Source organism: Pseudomonas baetica, from assembly GCF_051216495.1.
Lineage (GTDB): Bacteria > Pseudomonadota > Gammaproteobacteria > Pseudomonadales > Pseudomonadaceae > Aquipseudomonas > Aquipseudomonas baetica_B.
Map to the genome: position 1 here is coordinate 1 of NZ_JBPKAM010000077.1, position 15,434 is coordinate 15,434.

General features: G+C 61.8%; 16 protein-coding genes and 1 pseudogene. 5 read left to right on the forward strand and 12 right to left on the reverse strand.

What is annotated here, in order from left to right; genetic code table 11:
- Positions 1 to 76: 76 nt before the first annotated feature.
- The 3 genes from dsbG to dsbD are packed head-to-tail and all read right to left on the reverse strand — an operon-like array spanning position 77 to position 3,410.
- On the reverse strand, positions 77 to 844 hold the full coding sequence (gene dsbG, locus ACSFE6_RS22900; protein ID WP_435429712.1) for a thiol:disulfide interchange protein DsbG: 768 nt from the start codon (positions 842 to 844) through the stop codon (positions 77 to 79).
- Complete coding sequence (locus tag ACSFE6_RS22905; protein WP_435429713.1) at positions 820 to 1,674, reverse strand: prolipoprotein diacylglyceryl transferase family protein; 855 nt, start codon at positions 1,672 to 1,674, stop codon at positions 820 to 822. The genes dsbG and ACSFE6_RS22905 overlap by 25 nt, the downstream gene beginning before the upstream one ends.
- Positions 1,674 to 3,410: a protein-disulfide reductase DsbD gene (gene dsbD / locus ACSFE6_RS22910; RefSeq protein ID WP_435429714.1), complete on the reverse strand. Its 1,737-nt coding sequence runs from the start codon at positions 3,408 to 3,410 to the stop codon at positions 1,674 to 1,676. The genes ACSFE6_RS22905 and dsbD overlap by 1 nt, the downstream gene beginning before the upstream one ends.
- A 153-nt stretch (positions 3,411 to 3,563) precedes the next feature.
- Between dsbD and ACSFE6_RS22915 the strand changes: the two genes are divergently transcribed.
- From ACSFE6_RS22915 to ACSFE6_RS22935, 5 genes are all read left to right on the forward strand, one after another.
- Positions 3,564 to 4,244 (forward strand): response regulator, encoded by a 681-nt coding sequence (locus tag ACSFE6_RS22915; protein WP_435429715.1) that lies wholly within the window; start codon positions 3,564 to 3,566, stop codon positions 4,242 to 4,244.
- Positions 4,241 to 5,566, forward strand: coding sequence for an ATP-binding protein (locus ACSFE6_RS22920; RefSeq protein WP_435429716.1), 1,326 nt, complete (start codon positions 4,241 to 4,243; stop codon positions 5,564 to 5,566). Before ACSFE6_RS22915 ends, ACSFE6_RS22920 begins: the two co-directional genes overlap by 4 nt.
- A gap of 219 nt (positions 5,567 to 5,785) precedes the next feature.
- The gene (locus tag ACSFE6_RS22925) at positions 5,786 to 6,304 is read left to right on the forward strand and encodes a GNAT family N-acetyltransferase (protein ID WP_435429717.1); all 519 of its coding nucleotides are present in this window, start codon (positions 5,786 to 5,788) and stop codon (positions 6,302 to 6,304) included.
- Positions 6,305 to 6,343: 39 nt separating this feature from the next.
- Entirely contained in the window at positions 6,344 to 7,750 is a 1,407-nt protein-coding gene (locus tag ACSFE6_RS22930; RefSeq protein ID WP_435429718.1) for an aspartate aminotransferase family protein, read from the forward strand.
- 81 nt (positions 7,751 to 7,831) lie between these two features.
- Positions 7,832 to 8,059: an MbtH family protein gene (locus ACSFE6_RS22935; protein WP_128608950.1), complete on the forward strand. Its 228-nt coding sequence runs from the start codon at positions 7,832 to 7,834 to the stop codon at positions 8,057 to 8,059.
- Positions 8,060 to 8,223: 164 nt separating this feature from the next.
- Here ACSFE6_RS22935 and ACSFE6_RS22940 read toward each other — a convergent pair whose 3' ends face one another.
- From ACSFE6_RS22940 to ACSFE6_RS22980, 9 genes and pseudogenes are all read right to left on the reverse strand, one after another.
- Positions 8,224 to 9,126: a metal ABC transporter substrate-binding protein gene (locus ACSFE6_RS22940; RefSeq protein WP_435429719.1), complete on the reverse strand. Its 903-nt coding sequence runs from the start codon at positions 9,124 to 9,126 to the stop codon at positions 8,224 to 8,226.
- Complete coding sequence (locus ACSFE6_RS22945) at positions 9,127 to 10,026, reverse strand: metal ABC transporter permease (RefSeq protein ID WP_435429720.1); 900 nt, start codon at positions 10,024 to 10,026, stop codon at positions 9,127 to 9,129.
- Positions 10,026 to 10,764: pseudogene (locus ACSFE6_RS22950) on the reverse strand (metal ABC transporter ATP-binding protein). The gene ACSFE6_RS22945 and the pseudogene ACSFE6_RS22950 overlap by 1 nt, the downstream one beginning before the upstream one ends.
- Before the next feature lie 103 nt (positions 10,765 to 10,867).
- Positions 10,868 to 11,794: a metal ABC transporter substrate-binding protein gene (locus ACSFE6_RS22955; protein ID WP_435429721.1), complete on the reverse strand. Its 927-nt coding sequence runs from the start codon at positions 11,792 to 11,794 to the stop codon at positions 10,868 to 10,870.
- A 35-nt stretch (positions 11,795 to 11,829) separates the two neighbouring features.
- Positions 11,830 to 12,402 (reverse strand): DUF6162 family protein, encoded by a 573-nt coding sequence (locus ACSFE6_RS22960; RefSeq protein WP_435429722.1) that lies wholly within the window; start codon positions 12,400 to 12,402, stop codon positions 11,830 to 11,832.
- Positions 12,399 to 12,728 (reverse strand): hypothetical protein, encoded by a 330-nt coding sequence (locus ACSFE6_RS22965; protein WP_435429723.1) that lies wholly within the window; start codon positions 12,726 to 12,728, stop codon positions 12,399 to 12,401. The genes ACSFE6_RS22960 and ACSFE6_RS22965 overlap by 4 nt, the downstream gene beginning before the upstream one ends.
- Complete coding sequence (locus ACSFE6_RS22970) at positions 12,725 to 13,267, reverse strand: thiamine pyrophosphate-binding protein (protein ID WP_435429724.1); 543 nt, start codon at positions 13,265 to 13,267, stop codon at positions 12,725 to 12,727. The genes ACSFE6_RS22965 and ACSFE6_RS22970 overlap by 4 nt, the downstream gene beginning before the upstream one ends.
- Positions 13,264 to 14,463 carry a PepSY-associated TM helix domain-containing protein gene (locus ACSFE6_RS22975; protein ID WP_435429725.1) on the reverse strand — a complete coding sequence of 400 codons (1,200 nt, stop codon included), beginning with the start codon at positions 14,461 to 14,463 and terminating at the stop codon, positions 13,264 to 13,266. The genes ACSFE6_RS22970 and ACSFE6_RS22975 overlap by 4 nt, the downstream gene beginning before the upstream one ends.
- A 317-nt stretch (positions 14,464 to 14,780) precedes the next feature.
- Complete coding sequence (locus tag ACSFE6_RS22980; protein WP_435429726.1) at positions 14,781 to 15,239, reverse strand: VOC family protein; 459 nt, start codon at positions 15,237 to 15,239, stop codon at positions 14,781 to 14,783.
- Between the last annotated feature and the right edge of the window lie 195 nt (positions 15,240 to 15,434).

Below are 15,434 nucleotides of genomic sequence, written 5' to 3' on the forward strand. Positions count from 1 at the left end.
GTAAAAGCCCCCCCCCCCCAAAAAAAACCCCCACCCCTTGGGAGCCCCCCCCCCCCCCCCAAAGGGGGCGCTGAGGTCACTTCGGCCCGAGAATTTTCACCAATTTGTCCGGCGACGGCGCCCCTTGCTGCTGTTGCAGTTCGCCCTTGCTGTCCATGTAGAAAATCGCCGGAGTAGCAGACAACTCCAGCTCTTCCATCAGTTGCATGTTGGCGGCGAGCTTGGCCTGAATCGCCGGCGGCACGTCCTTCAGCGCCTTGAGCGAGCTGCCCTTGCCAGCGGATTCGTGGTCTTGCAGGGCCTTTTGCGGGTCCTTGGCGGCGAGCAGCGCGGCGGATTTGCCCGGGCTGTCTTCGCGGATGATGCCCACCATGATGTGTCGCAGCTGCACCTTGCCGGCCTTGACCCAGGGCCGTGCCTGTTCCCAGAACATGTTGCAGTAAGGGCAGTTCGGGTCGCTGAACAGGTAGACGACGCGCGGCGCGTCCTTGTTGCCGTCACCGATCCAGTTGCTGGCTTCCATCTTGCCCCAGATTTCCTTGGCCATCGGCGCGTACACCAGTTTTTGCAACGGCGCGCTGCTCAAGTCGTTGCCGTCGGCGTCATACAGATTGCCCAGCAACACATGCTTGCCATCCGGGGTCAGGTACAGCGCCATGCCGCGGTTCTGGTACTGCGCGGCATAACCGCGCAAGCCACCGGGTGCGTCGAACTGACCGACGATTTTCGCGCCTTTGGCTTCGATCTTCTTGATCGCATCGGGCAACTCTTCAGCCTGCACCGACGGCAGGTGCAGCAGGGCGGCACCCAGGGTCAGGGTCAACAGGTGGCGGAGGCGGGGCATGGCAGTTTCCTTGAAGAAGTGGCAGGTGCGGAGTCGAAATTTTCCAGGGCGCGGGCCAGACTGGCTTGCGAGAGCTCGCCCAGATGGCTGCCCAGCAGACGACCGTCGGGGCTATAGAACAACGTAGTCGGCAGCGCCATGGAACCCACGGCCTGGCCCAGGCGACCACTGCCGTCGAACAGCACGTTGGATAGGCTCAGGCCCTGGGTTTCCAGAAAGATGGCGACGCTTTGCATGCTCTCGGCCTGATTGACGAACAGGAACGTCAGGTCCGGGCGCTGTTGCTGGGCGTTTTCCAGTACCGGCATCTCACGGCGGCATGGCGGGCACCAGGTAGCCCACAGGTTGATCACCAAGGGACCGCCCTTGTAGTCCGCCAGTTGCACGGTTTCACCGGCGGCATTGCGCAAGCTGATTTCCGGCAGGCGCGTGCCTTGCTCATAAATACTCAGGGAGTAAGTCGCCAGGAGCCAGAACGCCAGGCCACTGGCCACGCCAAAGCCCAACGGACGGCGCAGGCCGGGACGGCGCCAGCCTCGATACAGGGTGGCGAGCAGCAGCGCGATCACTCCCGGCCAGGCGAGGAAACCGCCGTCGCGCAGGTCGATGATCTGCCAGGGATCGTTGCGATAGTGCGTCCAGTACACGGCGACGAACCCGATCCGTGCTGCCAGCATGCCGATCAGGAACAGGCTGAACAGTACCGACTCGGGGTTGTCGCCACCACGTTTGGCCACCCGCCAGCCGACGAATGTCGCCAGTGCCAACGCACTGATCAGCAGCAGATGGTTAAGCGCAATGGCAAAGGTGCCGAGGGTAAAGGTCAGCATTAACGGGCGTCTCGGGTGGTGGTCCAGCGTTGCAGGAATGTCTCGGCATCGACCTCGCCGGTGATGCGCTGGCTGCGACGCTCAACGCCATCAGTACCGATCCACAACAGGCTTGGTGGTCCCGGCACTTTATAACGACCGAGCAGTTCGCGGCTGGCGGCATTGTCGGCGGTGACGTCCAGTCGGAGCAAGCGCACATCGCTGAGGGCTTCGAGCACTTTGGTTTTGCCGAACACCTGTTTTTCCATGACCTTGCACGACACGCACCAGTCGGCATAGTAGTCCAGCAATACCCACTGGCCCTGTGCTTGCGCCGCGTCGAGTTCACGTTGCAGGACGGCAGGGTCCTTGATGGTGGTGAAGGCATCGTGGCCTGTTGGAACCGCGGCGACGGCCGAACCGGAGGCACGGAACACTTGCAAAGGCTTGAACAGATCATCACTGCCGCCCGCTGCACCGATCACCAACAGGCTTCCCCACAAGCCGAGCAGTAGCGAGCTGGCGCCGAACAGATGGGCGATGCGTCCAAAACCGTCGGATTGCTTCCAGGCGCTGTAGGCGGCAACCAGCAGGAGCGCACCACACGAGCCAACCCAAAGCGACTCATCCAGTACCGGGCGCAGCAACAACAATGCGGTGGCAAGGAACAGGAAGCCGAAGATGCCCTTGACCAGATTCATCCAGGCGCCGGGCTTGGGCAGGAAGCGATTGCCAACCGTTACCAGCAGCAACAGCGGCAACCCGATGCCGATGCCCAGGGCAAACAGGATCAGTCCGCCATGCAGCGCATTGCCGCTTTGTGCGATATAGAGCAGGGCACCTGCCAGCGGCGCGGTCATGCACGGACCAACCAGCAGACCGGACAAGGCACCCAACACCCCGGCGCCGAGAAGGTTGCCACCGCGCTGGTTGCGCGAGACATTTTCCAGCCGGTCACGCACGGCCACCGGCAGTTGCAGCTCGAAGAAGCCGAACATGGGCAACGCCAGCAGCACGAAGATCGCTGCGAAACTGCCCAGCAGCCAAGGGTTTTGCAGCAGTGCCTGCAGATTCGCGCCCAGCAGCGCCGCCAGTACGCCCATCGCGGCATAAACCAGGGCCATGCTTACGACATAACTGCTGGCCAAGGCGAAGCCGCGCTTGGGTGAAGCGCCGCTGCCGACGATCAGCCCAGCGAGGATTGGCAGCATCGGTAATGAGCAGGGGGTGAAGGCCAGCAACAGGCCGAGGCCAAAGAACACCAACAGGCTCCAGCCCAGCGCTCGTTGTTGAAGGCTGCTGGCCAAGGCTTGATCCGGTGCTTCGTTCGTCGTCGAAACAGCTGCGCCACCGCCCAGATCCACGACCTGGGTCTGTGGCGGATAACACAAACCGGCATCGGCGCAGCCCTGGAAGCCGACCTTGATTTGACCGGTGGCGCCTGCCGGGATCTTCAGTTCCAGGCCTTGGCGATAAACCGGTTGCTCGCCGAAGAACTCGTCGCTATGGGCCTCACCCGCCGGCAGCGCTGGATGCTGGTCGGCAGGCAAGCCATCGAACTTCAGGCGTTTCTGATAAAGGTAATAACCGTCGGTGATCTGCCAATAGAGCTGAGTTTCACCTGATTCAAGGCGTTCGGACGTGAAGACAAACGCTTTTTCCACCGGCAGGAAGTCAGGTTTGGTTTCGAACGGATTGGTCCCTGCCTGGGCCACACCCGAGATCAAGAGCACAAAAAATAAAAACAGACGCCGCATGGGTGACCCTTATCCCTTTACTAATGGGGGAACAATGAGTGGCGGCGATTAACCGATGATTAACCCTGACGGCCTTGTGATCGTGGGACTTGCGGCATAATGTCCGCTTAATCGGTCAACCGTCTAATCGGCTTTATTTACACGAGGCTCCCCATGCACGTACTGGTTTGCGAAGACGATGAGTTGATCGCCAGCGGCATCGTCGCCGGCCTGACCGCCCAGGGCCTGACCGTGGAGCACGTGGCCACGGCGTCGGCGGCCCGGGCGATGCTCAAGGTGGCGGAATTCGACGTGATGGTGCTTGACCTCGGCCTGCCCGACGAAGATGGGCTGAAGTTGCTGCAGCAGTTGCGCCAGAGCGGCCTGGAGCTGCCGGTGCTGATCCTCACGGCGCGGGACTCGGTGACCGACCGCGTCGACGGTTTGCAGGCCGGTGCCGACGATTACCTGCTCAAGCCTTTCGACCTGCGCGAATTGGCGGCCCGCCTGCACACCCTGCTGCGACGGGTGGCGGGGCGCAGCGTCAACCTGATCGAACATGGCGCCCTGACCTACGACCCGAGCAGTCGCGAAACCACGCTCGCCGGCCAGCCAGTGGACCTCTCGCGTCGCGAGCAGTCACTGTTGCAGGCCCTGCTGCATAACCGTGGCCGGGTGCTGTCCACGGAGCAACTCAAGGACAGTGTCTACGGCTTCAACGACGAGTTGGAGAGCAACGCCCTCAACGTCCACATCCATCACCTGCGGCGAAAGCTCGGTAACGGCATTGTCGAAACCGTGCGCGGTCTGGGTTATCGCCTGGGCCCGGCGGATGGTGGAGATCAATCGAAGTGATGAGTCTGCGTTTGCGTCTGAGCCTGACGCTCGGCGCCGCGTTCGCGCTGATCTGGGCGCTGGCCGCGGCCTGGATGCTCAGTGACCTGCGCAATCAAATGATGTTTTCCCTCGACCAGCGCCTGGTGGCTTCGGCGCGGATGGTCGCCGGGCTGATGGAGCAGTTGCCGCCGGTACCCAGCAAGGGGGAAGGCACCCATTTCAGTGCCGAACAACTGAATATCCCCGGCGGCATGGCCTGTCAGGTCAGCTCATTGCGTGGGGAAATCCTCGCTCGAAGTCATAGCGATCCGGGACAAACCCTGGAAGCCGAAAAGCTCGGCTTCCACGATCAGATGATCGACGGTGCGCCGTGGCGCAGTTTCACCCTGGCCCGGGGCGATCTGCGGATCACCACCGCAGATCGGCAGATCGAGCGAGAGGCGTTGAACATGTCGATCTTGCTGGCCGCCTCGGTGCCGGTAGGCGTGGCGCTGTTGGGTTGCCTGTGCCTGCTCTGGCTGGGGATCGGCCAGGGGCTGGCGCCGCTCAATCGCATGCGCGATGCCTTGATGCGTCGCAGCCCCGACTCGCTCGAACCGCTGGAGGTCCAGCCATTGCCCAGTGAACTGCAGCCGTTGCTCGAAACACAGAACCAGTTGTTCCAGCGCATCGGCAAGACCATCGAGCGCGAACGCCGCCTGACCGGTGACGCGGCTCACGAACTGCGCAGCCCGTTGACCGCGATCAAGACCCACCTGCAAGTGGCCCGCATGACCGAAGGCGCGGCCCGGGATCAATCCCTGGCCCGGGCAGAAGAGGGCGCAGACCGCCTGCACCGGACGCTCGAACAACTGCTATTGCTGGCACGGGTCGAAGGCAGTTTGTCGTTCGATGACGGCGTGCAGTGCAGCGCCGAGCAAGTGGCGAAATTGGCGATTCAGGACACCGCCGGCGGCGATCGCCAACGCATCCGGTTCCAGATGCCAACCCGATTCTCGCATGCCCCGGTAAAAATGCCCGCGGTGCTGTCGATCGCTGCGCTACGTAACCTGCTGGACAACGCGTTGCGCCACACGCCCGGCGACGGGCCGGTGGAGCTGAGCCTGCAAACCACTGGCAACCGTGTGCAGTTCGTGGTCCGCGATCATGGGCCGGGCATTGCCGAAGACGACCTGCAACATTTGACCCAGCGCTTCTGGCGCAACGGCCAGAGCACCGGCTGCGGCCTCGGCCTGGCGATTGTCCAGGCCATCGTCCAGCGCTGCGGGTGCACCTTGCATTTCGACAGCCGGCCGGACGGTCTGCGGGTTGAACTGACCATGCCGTTGCAACCGATCTGAAAAACACCGCAACCCCTCTGTAGGAGCGAGCTTGCTCGCGATGATCGTTAACGATGACGCGGGAAACCTGACACCCCATGGCGTCCTTGAGTCCATCGCGAGCAAGCTCGCTCCTACAAGGGGCTGGTGGTGCACATCAAAAGTAACCTCTCTGCATTGGCCGCCCTGACTTTGCGGGACTATCGTTCCTCGCACTCAATGGATTGAGGTAACAGCGCCATGGATGAACCGATTCACACCCGCAAGGCCACTGCGGCCGACGCCGGCATCATCAGCCGCATCATCGAGCGTTCCATCCGCTTCGGCTGCGCACGCGACCATCGCAACGATCCGCAAACCGTTGCCTCCTGGATCCACAACAAAACCATCGAACATATCCAGCCCTGGCTCTGCGACTCGCGGCTGTACCTGAACATCGCGCTGTTGCAGGACAAACCGATTGGCGTCGCCATGGCCTTGGTCAGTGGCAAGGTGGCGTTCTGTTACGTGCAACCGGAATGGTTTCGCCGGGGGGCCGGGCAAGCGCTGGTGCACGATCTTGAAGGTTGGTTGATCAGTCAGGGCCGAAATCAGGCACGACTCAACAGCACCCGCACCAGCGAAGCGTTCTATCGACATTTGGGCTATCAACCTTGCGCCGAGGCCTTCATGGTCGCGGGGCTCCAGGCCATCCCCATGCACAAGGGCCTGTCGTCTTTGTGGAAAGCCGATCCACGGCCTAAATCCTTGAGTCTCTGATGCGTTTCCAGAACAGGAAAACCTTATCGAGGTCCAGAGATGTCAGTCGCCACCAGCCTTATCGAAGATCAGCCGGCCCGGGTCGCCCCGACCGAGACGCTTTATCAGTTTAACGAATCGCCTTTGCTGGCCCGTCAGAACCAGCAGGAATCCAATGCCCGCAGCTACCCGCGTCGCATTCCCTTGGCGCTCAAGCGTGCCAAGGGTATCCATGTCGAAGACGTCGAAGGCCGCCGCTTCATCGATTGCCTGGCCGGTGCCGGAACCCTGGCCCTGGGGCATAACCATCCGGTGGTGATCGAAGCCATCCAGCAGGTGCTGAGCGACGAATTGCCGTTGCACACGCTGGACCTGACCACACCGGTCAAGGACAGGTTCGTCCAGGACCTGTTCGGTCTATTGCCGCCGGCACTGGCCAAGCAAGCGAAGATCCAGTTCTGCGGCCCCACCGGTACCGACGCGGTGGAAGCCGCGTTGAAACTGGTGCGCACCGCCACCGGCCGCAGCACCGTTCTGTCATTCCAAGGCGGATACCACGGCATGAGCCAGGGCGCGCTGAGCCTGATGGGCAGCCTGGGGCCGAAAAAACCCTTGGGTGCCTTGCTCGGTAACGGTGTGCAGTTCATGCCGTACCCCTACGATTACCGTTGCCCGTTCGGCCTGGGTGGCGTGCAAGGGGTGAAGGCCAACCTGAATTACCTGGAAAACCTGCTCAACGATCCCGAGGCTGGCGTGCAATTGCCGGCAGCGGTGATCGTCGAAGTCGTGCAGGGCGAGGGCGGGGTGATTCCGGCTGATCTGGACTGGTTGCGCGGCTTGCGTCGCATCACCGAAAAGGCTGGCGTGGCGTTGATCGTCGACGAGATCCAGAGCGGTTTCGCCCGCACCGGCAAGATGTTCGCCTTCGAGCATGCCGGGATCATTCCGGATGTGGTGGTGATGTCCAAGGCCATCGGCGGCAGCCTGCCACTGGCGGTGGTGGTTTACCGCGATTGGCTCGACACCTGGCTGCCGGGTGCCCATGCCGGGACATTCCGCGGTAACCAGATGGCCATGGCCGCCGGTTCGGCAGTGATGCGTTACCTGACCGAGCACAACGTCTGCGAACACGCCGCCGTCATGGGCGAACGCCTGAGCGAACATTTGCGCATCCTGCAGCGCGACTTCCCGCAACTGGGTGACATCCGTGGTCGCGGCCTGATGCTTGGCGTCGAACTGGTCGATCCCACGGGCGCACTGGATGCCTTGGGTCATCCACCGGTTTTTGCGCGCCTGGCGCCGTTGGTGCAGCGTGAATGCCTTAAGCGCGGCTTGATCCTTGAACTGGGCGGGCGTCATGGCGGCGTGGTGCGTTTCCTGCCGCCGCTGGTGATTACCGCTGCGCAAATCGACGAAGTTGCGGAGATTTTCGGCCGGGCATTGGCTGCGGCCACCGCCAGTCTCTAAATTTTCAGGCCTTCGATACGTTCCTTCTACATACCGGCTGCACGCAGCGTGCAGCCCACCCTACAGCGATGGAGAGACAGCATGACGTCAGTATTCGACCGCGAAGACATCCTCTTTCAGGTCGTGGTCAACCACGAAGAGCAATACTCGATCTGGCCGGACTACAAGGCCGTGCCGGAAGGCTGGCGCACAGTGGGCAAAAGCGGGCTGAAAAAGGAATGCCTGGCCTACATCGAAGAAACCTGGACCGATATGCGTCCGCTGAGTTTGCGGCAGAAGATGGACGAGCAGGCGGCTGTGGCGCACTGATCGTTAGGGAATGAAAAGCCCGCTGAACCGATAACGGACAGCGGGCTTTTTCATGCTGTAACTGTAGGAGCGAGCTTGCTCGCGAAAAACGTCCGGGCACCGCGTTCATCCAGACAGGACGTGTTTTCGTTGACGACCATCGCGAGCAAGCTCGCTCCTACAGGTCAAGCTCCGCTTAATCCTTTGATCACCAAATCCACATTCCCCTCCAGCTCAGCCACCGGATCCTCGGCATCGGTGCTCAACACCACCAGCCGACTCCCGCCTTCTGTGATGGCTGATTTCACCGCCTCCGAAGGCTGGCGATGATGCAACACCACCACCACGTCATTGTCTTTGAGCGTTGTGCTCAACGCCTTCAACGCTTCGGTCGTCCATTCGGCATCTGGCCGCGCATCCTGGCTAACCAGCTCCAGATTGAGTCCGCCGATGAGATAGCCGAAGTGATCGCTCAGGCTCATCACGCTGAGATTATCGGCAGCGGCCAGACGCGCTTCGCTGTTGGCACTGAGTTTCAGCAGGCGCTGTTTCAGTGCGGCCAGATTGGCCTCGATCGCAGGCTTGGCCGCAGGCGCCAGGCGCACCAGGTCAGCCGCCATTACATCAGCCATGCGTCCCATGTTGTTGCTGGCCAGCCATGGCTGACTGTTCAAGCCCTCGACCTTGTTGCCCGGCTGCACGGCGATGCCGGGCAGAGCGCCGTCCACCGGGCGGGCGGCGTCGACTTCGACGATGCGGATGTTGCTGCGCCGTGCCATCGGGTAGAGGGGGTCATCGGCCCACAACGAACGCAGACCGATCACTGCATCGGCGTCGGTCGCCAGTTTGGCCAGTGCCGGGGCGCCGCGGCCGGTGAAGTAGGCGGTCTGACGGCTGCCGGGCAGGTTGGCCGGGGCTGCGCGCTCGAGGCTGACGTCAGTGCCTTTGAGCAGCACTTCACCCAGGCCATAGGTGACGGGCAAGGAGGCCAGCACGCGCAGCGGTTTAGCGTTGTCGGCAGCAAATGTGGTGTGAGTCAGCCCACAGAGGGCGATGGCCAGGGTCAGTTGTCGCAGTGAGAAAGACATTTATCCAAGGTTCCCTTTCAGGCTGGGGACGACGCCGCGGGCGATGGCGGACAGGGCAAAGGCGATACCGGCCACCAGAATGATCGCGGCGCCGGACGGGATCGGCAGGTCGAAGATGATGGGCGCGAGAATCCCGCACAGGGTGCTGACCGTGGCGATCAGTACCGAGCACCAGAAAAAGCCCTTCAGCGACTGGCTGAGCAAACGCGCTGCCGCCGCCGGGATCACCAGCAGGGCACCCACCAGAATTGCGCCGATGACTTTCACTGCGGCTACGGTTATCAGGGTCACCAGAATCACGAACAGATAATCCAGTGCCTTCACCGCCACACCGCGCACGGCCGCCAGTTGCGGGTTGAAACTGGCGAGCATGATGCGGTTGTACAGCGGCAAAGCCAGGGCCATCACCAGAGAGCCGACGATGGCCAGCACCAGCAGGTCATTGCCGTTGACCGTCAACACCGAACCGAACAGGACGTTTTCCAGAATGTGCACGTTGATCTTGCCGGCCAGGATCAGCAGCAGGCTTGCGCCCAGCGCCAGGGACACCGAGAGAAACACGCCAATCAGGGTGTCCGGTGCCAGGCCAGTACGGTTACGCAGGTAGTTGAGCAGGATGCCGAACAGCAGGCAGTAGCCGAACAGGCTGCCGTAGGGACCGGTGTAGGGTTCGCCGAGCAGGATGCCGATGGCCACGCCGGTCAGCGCCGCGTGGCCCACCGCTTCGGAGAAAAACGCAAAGCGCTTGACCACCACCAGCGTGCCCAACCCGCCCAGCACCGGGCCGATCAGCAGCCCGGCCAGCAGCGCATTGACCACAAAGCCATAGGCCAGTGCTTCGGGCAGGTAACCCGACGAGGCCCAGCCCTGCACCATCAAACGAAAAGCTTCGTAACTCATCAGGCAAGGCTCCGCGGATGGGTTGAAAACAGGGTCAGCAGGCGGTCCGGCGTCAGCGCCTGTTGTGGCGTGGCATCGAACAGCACACGGCGGTTGAGCCCGGTGACGTGGTCCGCCAGGCGCCCGACCGCTTCCAGATCGTGCTCGATCCACAGCACGGTAATGCCAGCCGCTCGCCAATCGCCGAGCAAGCGTTCGAACACCTGGATCCCGGCCTCATCGAGGGCCGACATCGGTTCGTCCAGCACCAGCAACTGTGGCGCCGGAATCAAGCCCTGCGCCAGTAACACCCGCTGGCGTTCTCCACCGGAGAGTGCACCCATGCGCCGTTTGCGCTTGTCCTGCATGCCGACCCGTTCCAGCGCTTCGCCAATCGCTGTCGCGTAATGCTTGCTCAATCCGAGGAACGCCGGACGACGCTGACACATCGCGGCCATGAAATCGTCGACGGTCATCGGCAGGCCACGGTCGAACTCCAGTGCCTGCGGCACATAGCCGATGGTGCCCGGTTCGCCCGGCCATTGCAGGCTCAAGCGGCCCTGATGGGGCATCTGCCCAAGCAAGGTTTTGATCAGCGAGCTCTTGCCACCACCGTTGGGGCCGACCAGGGCATGCACGCTGCCGGGGCGGACCTGAAAGGTGACGTTATCGAGGATGGTCGTGCGACCGAGGGTCAGGCAAACCTTCGCAAAGTCCAGGGTCGGCCCCACACCCTGTAGGAGCGAGCTTGCTCGCGATTGCGGTGTGTCATTCGGCATCGATGGTGACTGAACGGACGCCTTCGCGAGCAAGCTCGCTCCTACAGGGGATTCGGTGTTGGCCAGGAGGGTTTCTTTTGGGGTCATGCGCCTGACTCCTGAATCGCCCGCACCACGGTGTTGAGGTTGCCGGTCATTTCCTTTTCGTACTTGTCGGCGGTGTATTCGCCGTAGGAAATGTGCGACAGCGGGTACAGCTTCACCCCGGACTCACGCTGGATGGTGTCGACATAGGTGGACGGGAAATCCATTTCCGAGAAGATTACCTTCACGTCCAGTTCACGCAGTTGGTCGATGGTTTTCTTCAGCTGGCTTGGGCTCGGTTCGATGCCGTGGGCCGGTTCGACCACGGCGGTGACTTCCAGGCCGAACTCGCGCAGCAGGTAGTCGTAGGCGGCGTGCACCGTGGCGACCCGCAGTTCGGCGTTCGGTGCCTGGGTCAGTTTGGCCAGGGCGTCGGCGCGCATCTTGCGCAGGCGCTTGCCGTAGGCGCGGGCGTTCTCGGTGTAGGTCTTGGCATTGGCTGGATCGAGCTTGCCCAGTTCCCGGGCGATGTTGTTGACCTGGGCGATCGAAGCGCTGATTGACAGGAAGGTGTGCGGGTTGACCACCTTGCCGGCGCCCCGTGCGGCCACGCCGGTGGCGGCCAGCAGCGGCACGTTTTCGTTGGCTTCGATCACCTTGACGTCCGGTGTTTCGCTGGCCGCGATCATGCGGTCGGCGAAATCGTCATGACCGACGCCGTTGAGCACGATCACATCCAGCCCGCTGATGCGCTTGATGTCTTCGGCCCGGGGTTCATAGGCGTGCGGGTTGAAACCGGCCGGAATCAGCGGCACCACTTCGGCCTTGTCGCCGACGATGTTGGCCACATAGCTGTAATACGGGTGCAGGGTGATACCGATGCGCAGGCGTTTGGCTTCATCGGCATTGGCCAGGGGAGTCAGGAGGCAGGCCAGCAGGCCGACCAGTATCAGGCGCAGAGCAGAACGTAGAGATGAAATGGGCATGGGAAAGCGGTCTTCTCTCGGGTGAAGGCGAGGGTTCAGTGCCGGTGCTGGCGGGTCACGCCGGCATCGAATTGCGCGACGATCTGCTGCCAGCCGGCGCTTTCGAGTGCGGCATCGTTAAGGTCAGCCGGGGCCTTGAGGCCGGCGGTGCGGTTTAGCCAGATGTCCGGCGCATCGTTGTCAGCGATCAGGCGCATCAGAAATGAGCCGGCGACGGCGGGCGTCTGGGTCTGGCCGAGGTAAGCCTTGTCCGCCAGCAACTGCCAGGCATGGCCGCCGCGACTGACCGAGCTGGCATCCTGGGCAAACGGCGCAAAACCCTCTTCGGCGAGGGCTTCAGGTGTCGGCAGGGCCTGTTGTTCCTGGCGCAGCAAATGAATCTCGTCCAGGGTCACCCGCAGATCGGCGTAGATGCCTTGCTCGGAGGCGCTCAGATCGCGACGGGCATCCAGTTGATGGCTCGTTAAATGAGTGACGTCCTGTGATTCGTGGCGCCAGGCGACCACCGAGCCGGCCACCGCCAGAATCAACAGGCACAGCAACAGCACATTGAGGGTTTCATGGCCGGCACCGGCCGGGCGGACGACTTGCGTGGTTGGCTGGCTCATGGCGCTTCAATATCCGCTTGGTCGATTTCGACCACATGGCCGGGGCCTGCGTCGAACAGTACATAAAACTCGGCGCCGGGCTTCTTGAAGGTCAGGGTCGAGTCGGCGCCCAGCTTGCCCGGCACGAGGATGGTTTCGTCATAACCGATCACATCCAGGGTCACGCCCGGTGCGCCACTGCCATCGGAGAAACCGCCGGTGCACTTGATCTGCTCGGCGTCGATGGCCTTGCATTCGCACATGGGGTTGTGGGCCAGAGCGCTGGCGCTGAAACCGGCGCAGAGCACCAGCAGTGCGGCGTTCACGGGACGAATCAGGTTGATCATGGTTTGCCTCCTTGTTTGTTCAGCCAGGCAAGGGTGGCGGGGGAGGCCAGGCTCAGAGGAATGGATGCCTGGTGCATGGAACCGTCCCAGCCTTCCATGGTGATCCACAGTTCGGCGTCGGCCCTGGTTTTTTCCGGGACCGGCAACATGGCGCCCATGCGGTAGGGCGTGCCGAAGAAAATCACCCCGGCGGCACGCAGGCTGCGGGGTTTACCGAGGCGCAGGTAAGTGGCCTTGACCTGCTTGCGACAGCTGTCGCACAGCGTGGCGTTGAAGCTTTTCATATAGCCGGCAGGGCCATCGAGCAAGGGAGCTTCGTTGCGCAGCTCGGCCAGACGCAGGCTCCACGGGCCGACCTGGACTTCGCCGATTTCCCGCTCGCCCAACCCGGTATCCCCGCGAAACAGCGCGGCGTCGGCGAAGTACTTGGGCATGAAGCCCAGCGGCACCAGCAACAGCAGAATGTTGAGGTGGAAACGCCACTTGTGCCAGAAACGGCTCAGCGTCGATGGTGGTTTTTCTATCGCGACCTGACTCATTGGCTGACCTCCGTGGTTTCACCATGGCTGGCAGAAAGTCGTTCATGGCGCGAGCGCTTGTTGTTGCGCTTGAGGGCATTGGCCGTGGCCAGGGCGGTGCGCTTGGTCCAGATCAACAGGCCGCTGAGCACCATCATGCTCAGCAACAGGCCGAAGAAGAACCAGATCAACTTGATCCAGATCCCGCCGAAGTCACCGGTGTGCAGCGGGCGCATGGACTCGGTTACCAACTCCAGGCCCGAGCGATCCGACAGCAGGCGTGTGGCGGCGATTTCACCGGTGTAGGGATTGATGTCGGCGGTCTGGTACATCAGCGGATACCAGCTGCGTCCGCCTACCGACAGGTAGCTGAAGGCGTTGGCAGGCAGGCTGACAAAACTTTCGTCGAGGCCGGGAATGCGCTCCTTGGCTTCGCGGATCGCCGCTTCGAGGCTGATCATCGGCGCCGGCGAGCCATCGGCGGTGAGCGGCACGCTTTCACGAGGCACCACGGCGGCAACCGGTGCGGTGGAGATGGAAATCTGGTTATCGAACATGAACGCCTGGATCAGGAACCAGGTGCTGGTGACGGATATCACGGCGATGAACCAGATCGACCAGATGCCGCTGAGTCGGTGGAAATCGCCCCAGAAAATCCGCGCGCCATGACGGATTCGCAGGGTCGGGCGCAGGAAGCCTTTCCAGAAACGCTTGTACACCACCAGCCCGGTCACCAGGGATGCCAGCATCGGCAAACTGAGGAACGACACCAGATACCAACCCCAGCTATAACCATTGGTAAACGGCACCAGCCACCAACCGTGCAGGGCGCGGGTGAAGGCCTTGAAATTGAACTGCGGCGCGGGGCCCTGGATCTCGCCGGTGTACGGGTTGACGTACACCGTCACCGAACGGCCATCGGGGTAGCTGACGTCCACGTCCAGGGCAAAGTGCGATTCGTCCGGGCGATTGATGCCCTCGACCAGTGTGTCAGGCTCGGCCTTCTTGATCGCGGCGACGATCTGGTCGTAGTTCAGTCGTGGTGCATCGTCCGAAGGTTGGCTGGCTCGCATCTGCGGGTTGGCCAGCCAGACGATTTCCTGGCTGACCACCGCCAGCGTACCGGTCACGCAGACGATCAGGACAAAAAACCAGATCGGCAACGCCAGCCAGCTATGGACCAGAAACCAGAGTTTGGAACGGGATTTCTTCGACATGATCAAGGGTCTTGTATCGATGAAAAGGCCTCTGCTACGGGCTTCGCAGCGACGAGGTCGATCAACGTTCCGGTCGTGGCTTTTGCCTACGCGACAGGACCGCATCTATATAGGACGGATGAGCATGGGAAATCCCGAAGCGGGATATGAAAGAAAATGTTTCGTGTTCTGCTTGCGGAATAGGTGGTGGATGTCAGAGCCCCATCGCGGGCAAGCCCGCTCCCACAGTGACTGAGTTGAACCACAATTTTGTGGACAACGCGAAGCCTGTGGGAGCGGGCTTGCCCGCGATGACGGCCGATCAGTCGACTAAGAACTCAACCCTGCTGAAACATCTCCCTGGCCCGCTGTTCGATCTGCTCCTGGGTCAGATCTTCCTTGCGCGTGGCCAGAAACCACAGATGGCCATAGGGATCCTTCAAGGTTCCGGAACGATCGCCATAAAACTGATCCTTGACCTCCGATATAACGATACCGCCGGCGGAAATCGCCTGTTTATAGGACTTGTCGACGTCGGTCACATACAAATGCAGCCCCACGGACGGCGATTGGTCAGGATTGCCCAGCGGCCCCTGATCACACGGTGTACCGAGCATGATCGGGCAGTCACCGATGCGCAGTTCGGCGTGGCCGATACTGCCATCGGGCATGGACAGGCGCATGACCTCGATGGCGCCGAAGGCCTTCTTGTAGAAGTCGATGGCTTCGGCGGCTTTGGTAATGCCCAGGTACGGGGTGATGCTGTGATAACCCTCTGGAATCGGTTTGACGCTCATGATGGTTCTCCCTTTTTGTTGTGAATGTACGATCGGTTTCCAGCCGAACGGTTAAGTGTAGGAGCTGCCGCAGGCTGCGATCTTTAGATTTGATCTTAGGCAGGGGTCAAGTTCACAAAAAGATCGCAGCGTGCGGCAGCTCCCACAGGGGACTGCGGTGTCCATGAATCAACAGCGAAGCAGCAGATTGTCTCG